Source organism: Actinoplanes lutulentus, assembly GCF_003259845.1.
Taxonomy (GTDB): domain Bacteria; phylum Actinomycetota; class Actinomycetes; order Mycobacteriales; family Micromonosporaceae; genus Actinoplanes; species Actinoplanes lutulentus.
Genome location: NZ_QLMJ01000001.1, coordinates 659,073 through 676,963 on the forward strand (window position 1 = coordinate 659,073; position 17,891 = coordinate 676,963).

Consider the following 17,891-nt stretch of genomic DNA (forward strand, 5'->3'; position numbering starts at 1 on the left):
CGTGAACATCACTCGCCGTAACGTGCTGCGGATCGGCGCGCTCGCCGCCGCCGGGACTCTGCCCGCCCTTCCCGCTCTGCAGGGCAAGACCGCGCTGATCATCGGCAGCGGTTTCGGCGGAGCCGTCGCCGCGTACCGTCTCGCCCAGGCCGGGATGACCGTGACCGTTCTTGAACGCGGCCGGCGGTGGACCGTGAACGCGGCAGGCACCACGTTCTGCACGATCGGCAATCCGGACTGGCGATGCGCGTGGTTCGGCGACCGCCCGCCACTCGGCCTGGACACCAGCAAGGTGATCGAGAAGCGGGCCGGGCTGATCCAGAAGCACGTCGGCGACGGCATCCAGGTGATGTGCGGCGCGGGCGTCGGCGGTGGTTCGCTGGTGATCGGCATGTTCCTGCCGCAGCCACGCCGCGCCGACTGGGAGCGGGTCTACCCCGCCGAGCTGCCGTACTCCGACTTCGAGGCCACCTATTGGCCGCGCGCGCGGCAGAGCCTCGGCGCCGCGACCATCCCGAGCGACATTCAAAACCATTCTTCGTACGTCGGAGCCAGAAGCTGGCTGCAGTACGTGGCAGAGTTCGGCCGCACCGCGTCGCCGGTGCCGTTCGGGGTGAACTGGGACGTCGTCCGCGACGAGCTGGCCGGCCGGGTGGTCAAGTGCCACACGATCGGCGAGGGCCCGTTCGGCAGCAACTCCGGCGCCAAGAACAGCGTGGACCGCAACTATCTGAAGTGGGCGGAGGAAACCGGCAACGTCACGGTGCTGCCGCTGCACGAGGTCACCGAGGTTCGCGAGGTGTCCGGTTCTGATCGCTTCGAGGTGGCCGCGCGGCAGATCGACGAGACCGGTGCGGTGCTGGCGTCGAAGACATTCGTCAGCGATTACCTCTTCCTCGCGGCCGGCTCGCTGAACACCACGTCGCTGCTGCTCACGTCGAAGGCTCGCGGCAGGCTGCCGAAGCTCACCAGCACCGAGGTCGGCAAGGGCTGGGGCAACAACGGCGACTTCCTGGTGGCCCGGCTGAACCTGCGCAAGACCGTCGGCAGCGCTCAGGGCGGTCCCGGCAACGTGCGCTTCTACGACGACTCGAACCCGTACGCACCGGCCGCGATGGCCTGGGAAGCAGCGCCGATCCCGTCCTGGCTGCCGAGCACCACCGCCCACCTGATCACCAGCCTGGCGAGCGAGCGCGGCGAGATCCGCTACGACGCGGCCACCGGTGCTGGGAAGGTGTACTGGCCGTACGCGGAGATGGAGACGTCCGCCGACAAGGCCGGCCGGGATCTGGCGACCCGGCTGTGGTGGGCGACCGAGGGCAGCAAGGGCTCGCTGCTCACCGGCCTGCCGTCGTACGACCGCAACACCGGCATGGGCCTGGGCTCGCGCAACACGTACCACCCGCTGGGCGGCCTGGTGATGGGCAAGGCCACCGATTTCGGCGGCAAGGTCCATGGGTACGCGAACCTGTACTGCGTCGACGGCGCCCTGCTGCCCGGATCAGCGGCCCTGGCGAACCCGGCGCTGACCATCACCGCCAACGCGGAACGATGCATGGATCAGTTCCTGGCGGCGCATGCCTGACCATTCCTGCAACAAACCTGCACATCGAATTCATTGACGGGGTTATATCGACGGTGCGACATTTCTTGACGTCCCCGCTGCGCCGCCGGACACATCCCCTACCTGCGTGTTTCTTTCCATGCCTCTGTTCGGCGGTGTCCATTCTCGGTCAGGAGAAATGATGACACCAACCCGACGGCTATTCTGGGCCGGCGGTCTCGCCACCCTGCTCACCGCAGGACTGATAACCGCGGTCGGCACCGCCGAGGCCGCGACCGTGTTCAGCGCCGATTTCGAGTCGGGCAGCACGTCCGCCTGGTCGAAATCGGGCGGCACCTGGTCGGTCGTCAGCGACGGCTCGCAGGTGCTCCAGCAGAGTGATTCCGGCAGTGAGCGGGCCCGGCAGTTCGCCGGCGCGACGACCTGGACGAACTACGCGGTGCAGGCCCGGGTCAAGGCGACCTCGTTCGCGTCGAGCGCCGGCGTGGTCGCGCTGACCGCCCGGGCCAGCGGGTCGACGAAGATGTACCGGCTGTCGCTGACCGGCGCCAACCAGGTGCGGCTCGAGACGATGAACGGCAGCGCGGTGACAGTGCTCGGCACGCTGTCGCAGACCATCTCGACCAGCACGTTCTACACGCTCCGGCTGGCCGTCAGCGGGTCCACCATCAGCGGTTCGGTCAACGGCACGAGCGTCGGATCGGTGTCGGACAGCACGATCGCGGCGGGCCGGATCGGGCTGCTCACCGAGCACGCGGCGGGCCGCTTCGACGACATCGTGGTCGACGACGCCGGCGGCACCACGCCGACATCCTCACCGACCTCGTCGCCGTCGGCTTCGGCTTCCCCCTCGGCTTCGGCCTCCGCTTCGGTGTCGCCGTCGCCGTCCGCGTCCTCCTCTCCCCCGCCCGCCTCCAACGCTCTGTACGTGGCTCCGGGCGGCACTGACAGCGCCGCCGGGACGCTCGCCAGCCCGACGACGCTGACCTCGGCGATCACCCGGATCGCCGCAGGCGGCACGATCTATCTCCGCGGCGGGACCTATTCGTACGCGCAGACGGTCACCATCGCGGCCGGTAACAACGGTTCCGCGGGAGCTCTCAAGACGCTTTCCGCGTACCAAAGTGAAGTGCCGGTCTTGAATTTCGCCGCGCAGAGTGAGGACCCGGCGAACCGTGGGCTCGCGGTGAACGGCAATTACTGGCGGGTGTACGGCGTCGTGGTCGAGCGGGCCGGCGACAACGGGATCTTCGTCGGCGGCAGCAACAATGTCCTGGAACGGACGATCACGCGGTTCAACCGGGACACCGGGCTCCAGCTGTCCCGGATCCTGTCGACCACGCCGAACAGTCAGTGGCCGGCGAACAACCTGGTCCTGAGCGCCGAGTCGCACGACAACGCCGACTCCGACGGTGAGGACGCGGACGGTTTCGCGGCGAAGCTGACTGTCGGTTCCGGCAACGTCTTCCGGTACGCGGTCTCGCATCACAACATCGACGACGGCTGGGATCTGTACACGAAGACGGACACCGGCGCGATCGGCGTGGTCACGATCGAGGACTCGCTCGCCTACAACAACGGCACGCTCAGTGACGGTTCGCAGGCCGGCGCCGGCGACCGCAACGGGTACAAGCTCGGCGGCGAGGACATCGGCGTCAACCACGTGGTGCGGCGGAGCATCGCCTACAAGAACGGCAAGCACGGGTTCACCTACAACAGCAACCCGGGCTCGATGACGATCTCCAACAACCTGAGCGTGGACAACACCGAGCGCAACTTCAACTTCGACGCCGGGAGCTCGGTGTTCCGGAACAACACGTCGTGCCGCAGCGGCAGCGGCACCAACGACCGGATCGTCGGGAACTCGGACAGCACGAACCAGTTCTGGTCCGGCTCGAACGGATCCCGGTGCTCGGCGTACACGGGTGCGCTGGCCTGGTCGTACGCCTCGAACGGCGCCCTGGTCGTGACGATCGGCGGCGCCCGCGTGACGCTGTAAGAACCGTATGCCGCCTGCCTCTGTCAAGGGTCCGTTACGACAGGGGCAGGCGGCCGTTCGCCTCGTCCCATTCGCACCTCCTCTACATAGGATCGAAACATCCATGATCGGCGATTCGGGGGGTTCGAATTGGGCACGCTCATGAAACGCGTCGGGGCCGGGCTGGTTCTGCCGGCCGCGCTTGTCGCTACCGGCCTGGCGGCACCGGCGGCACACGCCGCAGGCGACGGCACCGACGTCGAGTCCCGCAAACGGGCCGCGGCGGCGGCAGGTGCCACCCCGCGCAGGGTGGAAACGCCCGAGAGCAGCACGGTGAACCTGATCGTCGGTGGTTCCGCGAGCGCCTCGTCACTCGGCTTCGCCTCGAAGGGCAACGCGTCGCTCGACCGGCTCGGTGTCCGTGTCGTCTCGGTGCCTCGCGCCGAGGCCGGCCAGGCCGCGGCGAAGCTGCGAGCGACGGCCGGCGTCACCTACGTCGAGGAGGACGCGGTCGTCACGGCTGACCGGGTCACGCCGAACGACCCGGAGTGGTCGGGCCAGACCGAACTTCCGCAGATCACCCTGCCGGACGCGTGGAGCAGCACGACCGGCTCCGGTCTGACGGTCGCGGTCGTCGACACCGGTGTCACGTCCTTCGACGACATCGCCGGCCGGGTCCTGTCCGGGTACGACTTCGTCAACAAGGACACGAACGCGGTCGACGACGAGGGCCACGGCACCTCGGTGGCCTCGCTCATCGCGGCGCAGGGCAACAACGGCAAGGGCATGGCCGGCACCTGCTGGTCCTGCAAGATCCTGCCGGTGAAGGTGCTGGACGCCAACGGCTCCGGTTACCAGAGCACGGTGGCCTCGGGCATCATCTACGCGGCCGACAAGGGCGCGAAGATCATCAACGCCTCGCTCGGCGGCACCGCCAACGTCGCCGCCCTACGTGACGCCGTGGCGTACGCCCAGCGCAAGGGTTCCCTGGTGATCGCGTCGGCCGGCAACGACGCGGTCAGCACGCCGCACTACCCGGCGGCGTACCCCGGCGTGATCGGCGTCGGGGGCACCGACGAGAGCAGCGACTGGTATTTCAACGTCGACATCATCGACGGCTATTACTTCTACTACGGGTCCAACTACGGCCCCAGCTGGGTCGACGTGGCGGCGCCCTGGTGCACCATCGCGGCCAACCTCGCGGGCTTCGGCAACAGCACGACGGCCGACGATTACCGGAGCGACTTCTGCGGCACGTCCGCGTCGGCGCCGCTGGTCTCCGGGGTGCTCGCACTGATGAAGTCGAAGGCGCCGAAGGCCAGCAACACGGCTCTGGTGAACAGCCTGACCCGCACCGCCCGGCCGACCGAGACCACCGGCTTCAGCCAGTACGGCGAGATCCGCGCCGCACGGGCCGTGACCAGCATCGACACGACCGCGCCGCGGATCGCCGGGTCGAGCCCCGCGCAGAACAAGCGGTTCCGTGGCGCCATCACGGTCACCGCCGGCGGGGTGTCGGACAGCGGTGGGTCGGGGCTCTCGCACGCGATCCTGTACGCCAACGGCAAGCAGGTCGGCCGGGACAACACGGCGCCGTACTCGCTGCGCTACAACAGCGGCAAGGCCAACGGCAACGTCAACCTGCAGTGGCGGGTGTTCGACAAGGCCGGCAACTACGGCGTCTACAACCGCCGGGTGATCGCCGACAACAAGGCGCCCGCCGTGAAGATCACGAGTGCCCCGAAGAACGGCAAGAAGGTCAAGGGCACGGTGACCGTCAAGGTTGCGGCCAGCGACGCGAGCGGCATCGCCCGGGTCGAGCTCTACATCAACGGCAAGCTGGTCAAGAAGGACGCCTCCAAGCCGTACACCTTCAAGATCAAGGTCAGTAAGTACGGGAAGAAGCTCAAGATCAAGATTCGTGCTGTCGACAAGGTGGGCAACACCAGGACGACGGCTACGCGTACCTGGAAGCGCTGACCCTCGCCGACCGGGCCCGCCCTCTTCGCCAGGGCGGGCCCGGGTGGCGGGTCGGCCGGATAGCCAGACGGCGCCATTCGCCCCACCGAACCGTCACGGAGGGTGAGCGCCGGCCGGGAAAGCCGCCGCCGCCGGCCGGATGGTGGAGACCCCTGGGTGTTCTGGGCCCCACAGGTCTCCAACATCCACCTTTACGGTGGCAGCGCGTGACGAGGGTGCTCGCGGATAACCCGAAGTCGACACGCCGGGGAACGTGAGCGGAAGCGCACGCAAGCCCTGTTCAGCCTAGGTTTCAGTCCAGAAGCATTCACCGGGTTCATGCCCATTCACGGTGGCCTCGAGGCTCGGGGCGTGGGACTCAGTGCGCGTGGACGGGGTCACACGGATGCTCGATTCAGCGTGAATAGGGTCGCACGGATGCGGTCTGTGTGACCTCGTCACGGCCAGGGCGTAGACCCGGGCACACGGTGGTGTTGTGTGCGACCTGACCCAGCCGCAGGGTCCGGTTCGTCTGGCGGGACCGAAAGCACATCACGCCGCGAGCGCCCCCGTCCGGTGTGTGTCGAGTTGAGGTGCGTATCGCACCCGAAATCGACACAGGGCAAGCGGCTCGCAGGGTGCTTGTCGAGTTGAGGGGCGCAGCAAACCCGAAATCGACACAGGGGAAGCGGATCGCAGGGTGCGTGTCGAGTTTGGGGGCGCAGCTAACCCGAAAACGACACAGGGGAAGCGGATCGCAGGGTATGTGTCGAATTCGGGCGCGCAGCAAACCCGAAAACGACACAGCGCAGCCGGTTCGCAGAGTGCGTGTCGAGTTTGGGGGCGCAGCTAACCCGAAGTCGACACGCCTGCTCTGGCCTGCGCGATCTTGGGCTGTGGTTCCCGTTGGGGTGTGGTTTGGGGACCACGATCGCTATCGGAGGCCGCGGGGGCGGGGAAGCGATCAAAACCGTGCCCATCCGGCATCCGGCGATCTTGCGTTCTGGCTGTTCGGGACGATGCGGCGACGTTCGAGGCACGTGCCGTGAAACCGTCTGACCTGGCCCGCGCTGGAAGACCGGTGAGCGTACGGGCTCCGCCGCGAACGGCCCGTGCCCGTCCTGGCTAGATCTTGGTCCCCGAACCACAGCCAACAGGAAGCGTGGCCCAACATCGCGCGGGTCAGTCGAGGGTGCGGTCAGCGATAGGTGACCGGCAGGTGTTTGATGCCGTTGATCCAGCCGGAGCGCAGACGCGAGGCCTGGCCCGCCAGAGTGATGTCGGGCATCTGGTCGGCGATCGCGTTGAAGATCAGGTCGATTTCCAGCCGGGCGAGGTTGGCGCCCAGGCAGAAGTGCGCGCCGCTGCCGCCGAAGCCCAGGTGGGGGTTGGGGCTGCGGGTGATGTCGAAGCGGTGCGGGTCGGTGAAGACCTCGTCGTCGTAATTGGCCGAGCCGTAGAACATGGCGACCCGCTGGCCCGCCTGGATGGGCTGGCCGTTCAGGACCGTGTCGACTTTTGCGGTGCGCTGGAAGGCGTTGATCGGGCTGCCCCAGCGGACCACCTCGTCGACAGCCGTTCGCGGACGGGTTGACCGATAGAGATCCCACTGGTCCGGGTGCTCCATGAACGCGAGCATGCCGTGGGAGATCGCGTTCCGAGTGGTCTCGTTGCCCGCCACCGCGAGCATCAGCACGAAGAAACCGAACTCGTCGGTGGACAGGTTGGTACCGTCGATCTCGGCTTTCACCAGGGTGGTGACGATGTCGTCGCGGGGACAGGTCTGGCGGTCCTCGGCCATCGTCATCGCGTACGCCAGCAGGGACATCGCCGGCTCGATCGGGTCGCTGCCGTCGCTGAACTCCGGGTCGTCCTGGCCGATCATCGCGTTCGACCAGTTGAAGACGTCGTGCCGGTCCTCCTGAGGCACGCCGAGCAGCTCGGCGATCGCCTGAAGGGGCAGCTCACAGGCGATCTCGTTGACGAAGTCGCCGGATGTCCCGGCGGCCGCCACGATCTGCGAGGCCCGCTCCTGCAAAGCGTTGCGCAGGCTGTTGACGGCCCGTGGCGTGAAACCCCGGGAGACGATCGACCGGTGCTGGGTGTGCTGCGGCGGATCCATGTTGAGCAGGATGTATCGCTGCATCTCCAGGCGGTCCGGGGTCATGTCCGCACCGAACCGGACGATCGCCGTCTTCTCCCAGCTCGAGTACGTGTCGGAGTCGCGGGACACGGTCATCACGTCGGCATGCCGGGTCACCGCCCAGTAACCGTCGTCGTCGAAGCCGGCGCTGCCCCGCTCCTGCGGCACCCAGCAGACCGGTGCGTGTGCGCGGGCCTCGGCGAACTCGGCCTGCGGAATGCCGTGAACGTAGATGTCCGGATCGGTGAAGTCGATACGGGTACGCGGCTCGGCCACGGCTCCTCCAGAGGACAGCAACAGGTTCTACCGATTCAAACACGTAACTCGCCGCGGATGGTAGGTTCGATACGAGAACACGTTCTATAAGGAGTCTCAGCGTGGGCGTACCGGTGATTGTCGATGCCGTTCGCACGCCGATCGGTCGCAGGGGTGGATGGCTGTCGGGCCTGCACGCCGCTTCACTCCTGGGTGCGGCGCAGCAAGCGCTTCTGAAAAGAAACCCGGTCGATGTGGAACAGGCCATCGGCGGATGCGTCACCCAGGGCGGCGAGCAGTCCAGCAACATCACCCGTACCGCCTGGTTGCATGCCGGCCTCCCGCACGAGACCGGCTGCACCACGATCGACGCCCAGTGCGGCTCCGCGCAGCAGGCCACCCATCTGATCGCCGCCCTGATCGCGGCCGACGCGATCACCACCGGCATGGCCTGCGGCGTCGAGTCGATGAGCCGGGTCCCGCTGCGCGCCAACCTCGGCGACGCGGGGCTGCCCCGGCCGGAGAGCTGGGACATCGACCTGCCGAATCAGTTCGTCGCGGCCGAGCGGATCGCGGGCCGGCGCAGGCTCAGCAGGGAGGACCTCGATCGTTTCGGGGTCGGCTCCCAGGCGAAGGCGGCTCGGGCCTGGGCCGAGGGCCGCTTCGACCGCGAAATGATCCCGGTGGGCGACGTGACCAGGGACCAGGGACTGCGGGAGACCACGCTCGACGGATTGAAAGCCCTCAAACCCGTTCTCCCCGACGGCCTGCACACCGCCGGCACCAGCTCGCAGATCTCCGACGGCGCTGCCGCCGTGCTGCTCATGGACGCCGATCGCGCCCGCGAGCGGGGACTGCGGCCGCGTGCCCGGATCGTCGCGCAGTGCCTGGTCGGCGCGGAACCGTATTACCACCTGGACGGGCCGATCACCGCCACCGAGCGGGTCCTGTCCAAGGCCGGCATGAAGATCGACGACGTCGACCTGTTCGAGGTGAACGAGGCGTTCGCCAGCGTGGTGCTCTCCTGGCTCGCGGTGCACCGCGCGGACGAATCCCGGGTCAACGTCAACGGCGGCGCAATCGCGCTCGGGCACCCGGTCGGCAGCACCGGGGCCCGGCTGATCACCACCGCCCTGCACGAGTTGGAACGTTCGGGCGGCAGCACCGCACTGATCACGATGTGTGCGGGCGGCGCGATGTCCACAGCGAGCATTCTCGAGCGGCTGTGAGGAGAGATCGATGTTTCTGCTGAAGAACCTGGTGGCCGCCGTGGTGGCGGCCGTCGTGCTCGCGGCGATCGGCGTGACCGCGGTGATCGCCGCACTCAACCCGACGGCGAGTGAGGTGGCGGCGAACACGCCCGGCACCGATCCGCAGGTCCCGCCCGCGTTTTACGGCTCCCGCTGACAGATAGAGATCCCGGTCGCACCTCTGGAGAAGGGGCGCGACCGGGATCTCTGTCAGATCAGCCGACCGGCGCCGGCTCCGACTCGGCCGCGTGCGCCGGGGTGTGCTCCTTCTTGGACCCGCGCACCAGCACGAACCCCGCGATCGCGAGCACCAGCCCGAGAACGAGCAGGCCGAGCGGCGCCCAGAAACCCAGAAGGATCAAGAGGGTACGACCGTCGGCCGCCTCGTCGTGCACAGCGCTCAGCGTCGCCTCGTCGTACTGAAGGTCAGCGTCGAAGATGACGATCGGCGCGCCCACATCCGGAGCGAGCTCGCGGTGCTGCTGCTCGCGATATCCGACGATCGCGCCGGTCTCCGGCTCCACCCACAGCGTGCGGGTGGCCTGATAGGAGACCGTGCCGGTGGTCGCGTCCGGTGCGAGGAACCCGAGCAGCCCGCTCAGCGATGTCGCGTCCATCTCGATGGTCTGCTGCGGGATCTGCTGCTGGAAGCGATAGGTGGGCAGGCCGTTGAAGTTCTCCTCGGCCTGGTACTCCATCGGCAGCGCGCTGTGCAGCGTCGAGTCCCAGTACTGATACGTCGTCTTCTCCGTGCCGAACGGGAAGAGGTAGAGCTGCCCCGCGAAGTCGACGTTGCCCGCCGCGCACGGCTCGCCCGCCGACTCGCTGTGGCACTGCCCGTCCCAATCCACCGCCGCGCCGGAGACGCGATCAAGCGCGATCCGGCTCTCCGACCTGTTGATCGGCTCGGCCGTGTCGGTCCGGTCCGTCGCGTGGTACACGTTCCAGATCAGGGTGTTGTCGGCCAGGTCGCCACCGAGGTCGGCGGCGGCCTGGAAGTCGGGTTTAATGCCGGTCGCGCTGCGCAGGCCCGCGGTTTGCACGGCAATCTGCGGCGACCCGTCCGGCAGGACCTTGGCCTGCACGAACGTGGCACTGTCGGCCTGCACCACGACATCCGGTGGGATCAGGTCGAGGGGAACCTTGCGCTGCGAGGGGACGATTATCCACGCCAGGGCGCCGGCCAGAAGCAGGCACAGAACGCCGAGCCCGAAGAGTGTCGCACCTGTGATCCGCCGCTTCATCGCGTCCTCCACAAAGTAGAACGCGTTACAATCTACTGCTCCGTAACCATCAGCGAAAGAGCCCTAGGCCCGCTGACTGCTGACCGAGATGACCTCACCGGTCAGGTACGACGCGTAGTCACTGGCCAGGAACGCCACCACGGTCGCCACCTCCCACGGCTGGGCCGCCCGTCCGAACGCCTCCCGGCCGGCCAGCTCGGCCAGTTCCACCGCGTCCATGACCCGGTCGAGAAAGGGGTGTGCGGCCAGGCTCGGCGCCACGGCGTTGACGCGTACGCCGAAGGCTGCCGCTTCCAGGGCGGCGCACCGGGTGAACGCCATGACCCCGGCCTTCGCCGCCGCGTAATGCGCCTGACCGGCCTGCGCCCGCCAGCCGAGCACCGAGGCGTTGTTGACGACAGCGCCGCCGGTGCCCTGCTCGCTCATCCGGCGCAGCGCGGCCCGGGTGCAGCGGAACGTGCCGGTCAGCGTGACGTCGAGGACCCGGGACCACTCGTCGTCGGCCATCTCGGTGACCGGCCGGTTGCCGCCGAGACCGGCGTTGTTGACCAGGACGTCCAGCTGCCCGAAGTGCCCGGTCGCGGCGTCGATCAGCGCCTGCACGGCGGCCTCGTCGGTGACGTCGCAGGGCACCGGGAAGACCCGGCCCGGATGGTCGCCGGCGAAGCGCTCGGCTGCCTCGCCGAGCCGGCGGGCGTGGCTGTCGCTCATGACGACGCTCGCGCCCTCGTCCAGGCAGCGCGCCACGACGGCCGAGCCGATCCCGGCACCGGCCGCCGCGGTGACCACCACGACCTTGCCGGCGAGCAGCGAACGGCCCGCCGGAGGCGTCACCGCCGGTCCCCGCGCGGCAGCCCGAGGACGCGCTCCGCCACGATGCCCCGCTGGATCTCGTTGGACCCGCCGTAGATCGTGTCGGCCCGGCTGAACAGGAACAGCCGCTGCCACCGCTCGGTCTCCTCGGCGGTCGCTCCGTGCCCCGGGAACGCCAGCACGTCCATCGCCAGCTCGGCGAGGGCCTGCCGCCAGCGGGTCCAGAGCAGTTTCACCACTGACGGATTCGCCGGGGGTGGTGCCGGCGCCGCGAGGGTACGCACAGTGTGCGACCTCAGCACCGTGAGATCGACCGCCGCCCGGGCCAGCCGGGTCCGCAGCAGTGGATCAGCCGCCGCACCGGTCCGGCGGGCCAGCGCGACCAGGTCGTCGAGGTCACGCTGGAACCCGATCTGCTGCCCGACCGTTGCCGCGCCGCGCTCGTAGGCGAGCGTCGCCATTGCCACCCGCCACCCCTCGCCGGGCTTGCCGACGACCAGGTCACGGTCGGTGCGGGCGTCGTCGAAGAAGACCTCGTTGAACTCGCTGTCGCCGGTCAGCTGCCGGATCGGCCGGACCGTGACACCGGGCTGCCGCATCGGCACCAGCAGATAGGACAGCCCGCGGTGACGCGGCTCCCCCTCGACCGGCGGTGAGGTGCGGGCCAGGACGAAACACCAGTCGGCCACGTGGGCGAGCGACGTCCACACCTTCTGCCCGGTGAGCACCCACTGGTCGCCGTCGAGCCGCGCCCGGGTGGTGACGCCGGCCAGGTCGGAGCCCGCGCCGGGTTCGGAGTAGCCCTGGCACCACAGCTCGTCGACGCTCGCCAGCCGGGGCAGGAAGCGTTGCTGCTGCTCAGGCGTACCGAGCTCGATCAGGGTCGGGCCGACCATGGTGGTGCCGATGTGGTCGACGCGGCTGGGGGCGGCGCTTCGGGCGTACTCCTCGTGGAAGATCACTTGCCGCGCGAGGGACGCGCCTCGCCCACCGTGACCCACCGGCCAGGCCAGCGTGGTCCACCCGGCGGCGGCGAGGCGGCGAGCGAAGGCGAGGCGCTGCGGAAACGCCTCGTTCTCCCGGCCGGGGCCGCCGGAGCCGCGCAGGTCGTCGGTGAGGTTGGCGGCGAGCCAATCCCTGATCTCGATGCGGAACGCCTCATCGCCGGACACTGGCGTCACCTCCAGGAGCGCGCGTAGGCTCACCCTACCGACCAAGCACTTGCTTGGTAAACCATCGGGAGGCCTGGGTGGAACAGACCATCCCGGCGGCGGTGATCCGCGCGGCGCGCGAGTTTGGTCCGGCGCCGGCGCTGGTGGATCCGGCTGCCGGCCGGTGGACGTTCGCCGAGCTCCGGGACGAGGTCGTCGCGGCGGCTCGCGCCTTCATCGCGTCCGGGATCGAGCCGGGCGACCGGGTGGCGATCTGGGCGCCGAACACGGCGCACTGGGTTTTCGCCGCGCTCGGCGCGAGCTGCGCGGGAGCGACGCTGGTGCCGATCAACACGCGCTACACAGCGGTCGAGGCCGCCGACGTGCTCACCCGCAGCGGCGCGAAAGCCCTGATCGTTTCCGGTCCTTTTCTGGGCAGGGACCGTTCGGCGGAGCTGAGCCCGCCCGACCTCACGCTGACGGTCACCCTTTCTGATGAGGGATGGGCGAGCTTTCTGCGGCGCGGGCTCTCCGCGCCGGTCGCGCTTGCGGAGTCACGAGCAGCGGGGGTACGCACGGACGACCTCAGTGACATCCTCTTCACCTCTGGCACGACGGGCCGCAGCAAAGGTGCCATGAGCGCACACCGGCAGGCCCTGGCCGTCGCGGCGTCGTGGGCGGAGACGGCGGGGCTGCGGGCGGATGACAACTACCTGGTGATCAATCCGTTCTTCCACAGTTTCGGGCTCAAGGCGGGGATCCTGGCCTGCCTGCTGACCGGTGCCACGATCGTTCCCCAGGTGGTCTTCGACGTGGGGCAGGCCTGCGAGCTGATCGCCGCTGAGCGGATCACAGTGCTGCCCGGGGCGCCGACGCTCTACATCGGGCTTCTCGACCATCCGGAGCGGGAGAAATGGGACCTGTCGTCGCTGCGGCTCGCGGTCACCGGCGCCGCCACCGTGCCGCCGGCGCTGGTCGCACGGATCCGCACCGCGCTGGGCATCGGGACGGTGCTCACCGCTTACGGGCTGACCGAGGCCGTCGTCGCGACGATGTGCCGGCCCGGCGACGACGACGAGACAGTGGCCACCACCTGCGGTCGCGCCGCCGCCGGCATGGAGGTCCGGATCGCGGACAACGGCGGGGAGGTTCTGTTGCAGGGGCCCAACGTGATGCTCGGTTATCTCGACGACCCGGAGGCGACCGCCGCCGCGATCGACGCTGAGGGGTGGCTGCACACCGGGGACGCCGGGTCGCTGGACGAGCGCGGATATCTGACGATCACGGACCGGCTCAAGGACATGTACATCTGCGGCGGGTTCAACGTCTATCCGGCCGAGGTCGAGCGGGCGCTCGCCGCGATGCCCGGGATTGCTGAGGCCGCCGTGGTCGGAGTGGCCGACGAGCGGCTCGGTGAGGTGGGGCGCGCTTTCGTCGTACCCAGGAATGGGGTTGATCTTGATCCTGGGGAAGTGATCGGTTTCTGCCGGGGGCGGCTCGCGGGGTTCAAGGTGCCGCGGCGGGTGGAGGTGCGGGAGTCGTTGCCGCACAACGCCTCCGGCAAGGTGCTCAAGTACCTGTTGCGGAGTGAGTCATGACCGTTCTCTATGAAGTACGGGACCGGGCCGCGCTGATCACTCTGAACCGGCCTCGGTATCGCAACGCGCAGAACTCGGCGATGACCTACGCGCTCGACGACGCGTTCACCCGGGCCGTCGACGACCCGGGCGTCGCGGTGATCGTGCTGGCCGGCGCAGGTGAGCACTTCTCCGCCGGACACGACATCGGCACGCCGGAACGCGACGCCGACGAGTCCTTCCCCCGGCGGGCCGCGCAGTGGTGGGACCACACCGACAAGGCCGGCGCGGATCGGCGGATGGCCCGCGAGCTGGAGGTCTACCTGGGCATGTGCCGGCGCTGGCGGGAGATTCCGAAACCGTCGATCGCGATGGTGCAGGGCGCCTGCGTGGCCGGTGGGCTCATGCTGGCCTGGGTCTGCGACCTGATCGTGGCGGCCGAGGACGCGTTCTTCGCCGATCCGGTGCTGCGGATGGGCATTCCCGGCGTGGAGTACTTCGCGCATCCGTGGGTGGTCGGGCCGCGGTTCGCCCGCGAGATGCTCTTCACCGGGGATCGGTTCTCCGCGCAGCGCGCCTACGAGGTGGGCATGGTCAACCGGGTCGTGCCGCGGGAGCGCCTCGACGAGGAGACGTTCGCGCTGGCCGGGCGGATCGCGACGATGCCGCCGTTCGGGCTGGCGCTCGCGAAACGGGCCGTCAACCTCTGCGAGGACCAGATGGGTCTGCGCGCCGGCATGGACTCGGTGTTCGGCCTGCATCACGTCGCGCACGCGCACAACGCCGAGACCAGCGCGGACTCCCTCGGCGGGATGGACGCGGCCGCCATGAAGAAGGCCGCCCGATGAATCTCGATCTGGATCCGCCCGCGGCGGCCTTCGTCGCGGAGGTCCGTGACTGGCTGGCCGCGCACGTGCCGTCCGAGCCGCTGCCCGGTGTGGACACCCCGGAGGGCGACGCCGCGCATCGCGCCTGGGAACGGCAGCTCTTCGACGCCGGGCTCGCGGCGGTGGCGTGGCCCTCCTCGTGGGGCGGCCGGGATGCTCCGCCACTGCACACACTGCTGTTCGATGAGGAGTACCACGCGGCGGGCGCGCCGATCAGGATCGGACAGAACGGCCTGTTCCTGCTGGCGCCGACCCTGCTCGCGCACGGCACCACGGAACAGTGCGCGCGGATCCTGCCGCCGATGGCCCGGGCCGGCACGGTCTGGGCGCAGGCCTGGTCCGAACCGGACGCCGGCAGTGATCTCGCCTCGATTCGATCGCGGGCCGCTCGTACCGATGGTGGCTGGCTGCTCAGCGGTCAGAAGACGTGGAGTTCACGGGCGGTGATCGCCGACCGGGCGTTCGGGCTGTTCCGGAGTTCGCCGGAGGCCGCGCGGCATCGTGGGCTCAGCTATCTGATGTTCGACCTGCGGGCGCCGGGTGTCACGGTTCGGCCGATCCAGCAGCTTGACGGGTCGCACGGGTTCGCGGAGATCTTCCTGGACGACGTGTTCGTGCCGGACTCGGACGTGATCGGGGAGCCCGGGGACGGCTGGCGGGTGGCGATGAGCACTGCTGGTCACGAGCGGGGGCTCACGCTGCGTGGTCCGGGTCGCTTCACGGCGGCGGCGGAGCGGTTGGTGGCGCTGTGGCTGTCGGCCTCCGATTCTTCGGAGGTTTCCGGCGGTGCGTTGCGGGATCGGGTTGTTGACTCGTGGATCGCGGCGCGGGCCTATCGGATGGGCGCCTATCTCTCTCTCGATCGGCCGATTCCGCCCAGCGCGACGAAGCTCTTCTGGTCGGAAACGGACATCGCGCTGCACGAGACCGCGCTTGACGTGCTCGGTGCGCACGCCGAGATCGACCCGGACTGGACGGCCGGATATCTCTTCGCCCTGGCGGGCTCGATCTATGCCGGGACCAACGAGATCCAGCGCGACATCCTCGCTCAGCGGGTGCTCGCTCTTCCCCGGGACATGGGTACGCGATGAGGCTCGCACCCTCGGCGGAACAGGCCGCGTTCGCGGGGGCGCTGCACGACGCGCTCGCCGCAACGCCGTCGCCGGGGTGGGGTGTGCTTGCTGCCGCCGGCGTGACCGGGCTTGCCGTGCCGGAACGGTTCGGTGGGGCCGGGGCTTCGGCTGCTGATCTTGTGGTGGCGGCTGAGGAGCTGGGGCATCACGCCGTTGCGGGGCCGGTCGCCGAGTCGATTGCCGCTGTTCCGGTGCTGCTCGCGGGGTGCGGCGATGAGCAGGGGGCCGCGAAGTGGCTGCCGGAACTCGCCGCCGGCCGGCTGGTCGCCAGCCTTGCAGCGCCGCCGTGGTTGCCGTTCGCCGCGGATGGGGACTCGGCTGGGCTGGTGCTTCTTGTGGACAGAGACGTGGTTCGGCTGGGGCGGGGCGGTTACGCGTACCCATCGATGGACAGCACGCGCCGAATCGCTGAGATCTCACCCGGCAGCGTCGTGGCCGAAGGCCCGGCGCTCGTCCCCGTCGTCGAGCGCGCGCTGAATCTCGGGGCGCTCGTGTGTGCGGCGCAGCTGCTGGGGCTGGGGAGGGCGCTGCTGGAGGCTTCGGTGCGGTACGCGCGGACGCGGGAGCAGTTCGGCGGGCCGATCGGGCGGTTCCAGGCTGTCCAGCATCGGCTGGCGGATGTGGCGGTGGGGTTGGAGTTCGCGCGGCCGCTGTTGTACGCCGCGGCGGCCGCGCTGGAATCCGGGCTCTCCGGCGGGAGCGCCGGGCTTTCCGGCGGGAGTGGCGGGCTCTCCGGCGGGAGTGGCGGGCTTTCCGGCGGGAGTGGCGGTCGGGATGTGTCGGCGGCGAAGGTTGCCTGCGGGGAGGCGGCGCAGCGGGCGGCTCGGGCGGCGCTGCAGGTTCACGGGGCCATCGGGTACACGCGGGAGCACGGGCTCGATCGATGGCTGACGAAGGCGCGGGTGCTGGCGCTGAGCTGGGGTACGCCCGCACAACACCGGGCCCGCGTGATGACCGAGCTGGCGAGGGGACGATGAGCGAGGAACACGACGCGTTGCGTGCGGCGGTCCGCGGAATGCTGTCCGGGGCTTCGGCACGGTCCGGTTACGACGCCGGGCTGTGGCAACGGCTCGGCAAGGAGATCGGGGTGGCCGGCCTGACCGTTCCCGAGGAGTACGGCGGATCCGGCGCGAGTCTGCTCGAAGCGCTCGTCGTGCTGGAGGAGCTGGGCCGGACGCTGACGCCGGCGCCGATGCTCGGGGGGTTGCTGGGTACGCAGGCGCTGCTGGCCTCGGGCAATGCGGAGGCGTGCGCGCGGCTGCTGCCATCGGTGTGTGCCGGCGAGCGGGTCATCGGCGTGAGCTGGGACGGCACGGTGATCGACGGCTTCACGGACTTGGTCGTGGTCTCCGAGGGGTCGCTGTATTCCGCCGGCCCCGAGTCCCGACGGGGTTTGCCGGGGCTGGATCTGACGCGGCAGCTCAGTGCGGTTTCGTTCGCCGCCGACATCTCGGAAATGCCGGAAAAGCGCGCCGAGCGTCTCGGGCCGATCTCCGTGGACTGGCTTCGGGACGTCGCCTGCGTGGCGCTCGCCGCCGAGCAGGTCGGTGCCGCCTCACGAGCGCTGGAACTGACCGTCGAATACGCCAAGAGCCGGGTCCAGTTCGGCCGTCCGATCGGAGCGTTCCAGGTCCTGCAGCATCGGATGGCCGAGGGGTACGTACGCGTCGAAACCGCCCGATCCGCGTGCTGGACCGCAGCCGAAGCCCTGGTGGCAGGCGCGCCGGAGGCCGGCCATCTGGCCGCGGTGGCAAAGGTGTGGTGTTCGGAGACGTTGCGCGAGGTCGCCGCCGAGATGGTCCAGGTGCACGGCGGGATCGCGATCACGTGGGAGCACGACGCCCACCTCTATCTGCGGCGGGCGTGGGACGCGGCGCAGCTGTTCGGCTCCCCCGAACACCACCTCACCCGAGTGGCCGACACCCTGCTGTCGTGAG

General features: G+C 69.3%; 14 protein-coding genes. 10 read left to right on the plus strand and 4 right to left on the minus strand.

Annotation, left to right across the window (positions count from 1 at the left end; translation table 11 throughout):
- Nucleotides 1-7: 7 nt before the first annotated feature.
- The 3 genes from B0I29_RS02800 to B0I29_RS02810 all read left to right on the plus strand — a co-directional run bounded on the left by B0I29_RS02800 (nucleotide 8) and on the right by B0I29_RS02810 (nucleotide 5,522).
- The gene (locus tag B0I29_RS02800; protein ID WP_245972179.1) at nucleotides 8-1,585 is read left to right on the plus strand and encodes a GMC oxidoreductase; all 1,578 of its coding nucleotides are present in this window, start codon (nucleotides 8-10) and stop codon (nucleotides 1,583-1,585) included.
- Nucleotides 1,586-1,745: 160 nt separating this feature from the next.
- Complete coding sequence (locus B0I29_RS02805; RefSeq protein WP_111647358.1) at nucleotides 1,746-3,563, plus strand: cellulose-binding protein; 1,818 nt, start codon at nucleotides 1,746-1,748, stop codon at nucleotides 3,561-3,563.
- A 141-nt stretch (nucleotides 3,564-3,704) separates the two neighbouring features.
- A complete protein-coding gene (locus B0I29_RS02810; RefSeq protein ID WP_111647188.1) occupies nucleotides 3,705-5,522 on the plus strand; it encodes a S8 family serine peptidase in 1,818 nt (605 codons plus the stop codon).
- A gap of 1,177 nt (nucleotides 5,523-6,699) precedes the next feature.
- Here the strand turns inward: B0I29_RS02810 and B0I29_RS02815 are convergent.
- Nucleotides 6,700-7,920: a cytochrome P450 gene (locus tag B0I29_RS02815; RefSeq protein WP_111647189.1), complete on the minus strand. Its 1,221-nt coding sequence runs from the start codon at nucleotides 7,918-7,920 to the stop codon at nucleotides 6,700-6,702.
- Between the two features lie 101 nt (nucleotides 7,921-8,021).
- Between B0I29_RS02815 and B0I29_RS02820 the strand changes: the two genes are divergently transcribed.
- Both B0I29_RS02820 and B0I29_RS45575 read left to right on the plus strand, forming a co-directional pair.
- Nucleotides 8,022-9,128 (plus strand): steroid 3-ketoacyl-CoA thiolase, encoded by a 1,107-nt coding sequence (locus B0I29_RS02820; protein ID WP_111647190.1) that lies wholly within the window; start codon nucleotides 8,022-8,024, stop codon nucleotides 9,126-9,128.
- A gap of 10 nt (nucleotides 9,129-9,138) precedes the next feature.
- A complete protein-coding gene (locus tag B0I29_RS45575; protein WP_181557659.1) occupies nucleotides 9,139-9,306 on the plus strand; it encodes a hypothetical protein in 168 nt (55 codons plus the stop codon).
- A 58-nt stretch (nucleotides 9,307-9,364) separates the two neighbouring features.
- Here B0I29_RS45575 and pgfA read toward each other — a convergent pair whose 3' ends face one another.
- The 3 genes from pgfA to B0I29_RS02835 form a co-directional block, all read right to left on the minus strand.
- A complete protein-coding gene (gene pgfA, locus B0I29_RS02825) occupies nucleotides 9,365-10,393 on the minus strand; it encodes a cell envelope lipid trafficking protein PgfA (RefSeq protein ID WP_111647359.1) in 1,029 nt (342 codons plus the stop codon).
- 63 nt (nucleotides 10,394-10,456) lie between these two features.
- Complete coding sequence (locus B0I29_RS02830) at nucleotides 10,457-11,227, minus strand: SDR family oxidoreductase (protein ID WP_111647191.1); 771 nt, start codon at nucleotides 11,225-11,227, stop codon at nucleotides 10,457-10,459.
- Nucleotides 11,224-12,411 carry an acyl-CoA dehydrogenase family protein gene (locus B0I29_RS02835; protein WP_111647192.1) on the minus strand — a complete coding sequence of 396 codons (1,188 nt, stop codon included), beginning with the start codon at nucleotides 12,409-12,411 and terminating at the stop codon, nucleotides 11,224-11,226. The genes B0I29_RS02830 and B0I29_RS02835 overlap by 4 nt, the downstream gene beginning before the upstream one ends.
- Nucleotides 12,412-12,455: 44 nt before the next feature.
- Here B0I29_RS02835 and B0I29_RS02840 point away from each other — a divergent pair, with 44 nt between their 5' ends.
- The 5 genes from B0I29_RS02840 to B0I29_RS02860 are packed head-to-tail and all read left to right on the plus strand — an operon-like array spanning nucleotide 12,456 to nucleotide 17,890.
- On the plus strand, nucleotides 12,456-13,955 hold the full coding sequence (locus tag B0I29_RS02840) for a FadD3 family acyl-CoA ligase (protein WP_111647193.1): 1,500 nt from the start codon (nucleotides 12,456-12,458) through the stop codon (nucleotides 13,953-13,955).
- Entirely contained in the window at nucleotides 13,952-14,782 is an 831-nt protein-coding gene (locus tag B0I29_RS02845; RefSeq protein WP_111647194.1) for an enoyl-CoA hydratase, read from the plus strand. The genes B0I29_RS02840 and B0I29_RS02845 overlap by 4 nt, the downstream gene beginning before the upstream one ends.
- Nucleotides 14,779-15,912, plus strand: coding sequence for an acyl-CoA dehydrogenase family protein (locus tag B0I29_RS02850; RefSeq protein WP_111647195.1), 1,134 nt, complete (start codon nucleotides 14,779-14,781; stop codon nucleotides 15,910-15,912). Before B0I29_RS02845 ends, B0I29_RS02850 begins: the two co-directional genes overlap by 4 nt.
- Nucleotides 15,909-16,931, plus strand: a complete 1,023-nt coding sequence (locus B0I29_RS02855; protein WP_111647196.1) for an acyl-CoA dehydrogenase family protein — start codon at nucleotides 15,909-15,911, stop codon at nucleotides 16,929-16,931. The genes B0I29_RS02850 and B0I29_RS02855 overlap by 4 nt, the downstream gene beginning before the upstream one ends.
- Nucleotides 16,928-17,890 (plus strand): acyl-CoA dehydrogenase family protein, encoded by a 963-nt coding sequence (locus B0I29_RS02860; RefSeq protein ID WP_111647197.1) that lies wholly within the window; start codon nucleotides 16,928-16,930, stop codon nucleotides 17,888-17,890. Before B0I29_RS02855 ends, B0I29_RS02860 begins: the two co-directional genes overlap by 4 nt.
- Nucleotide 17,891: the final 1 nt, after the last annotated feature.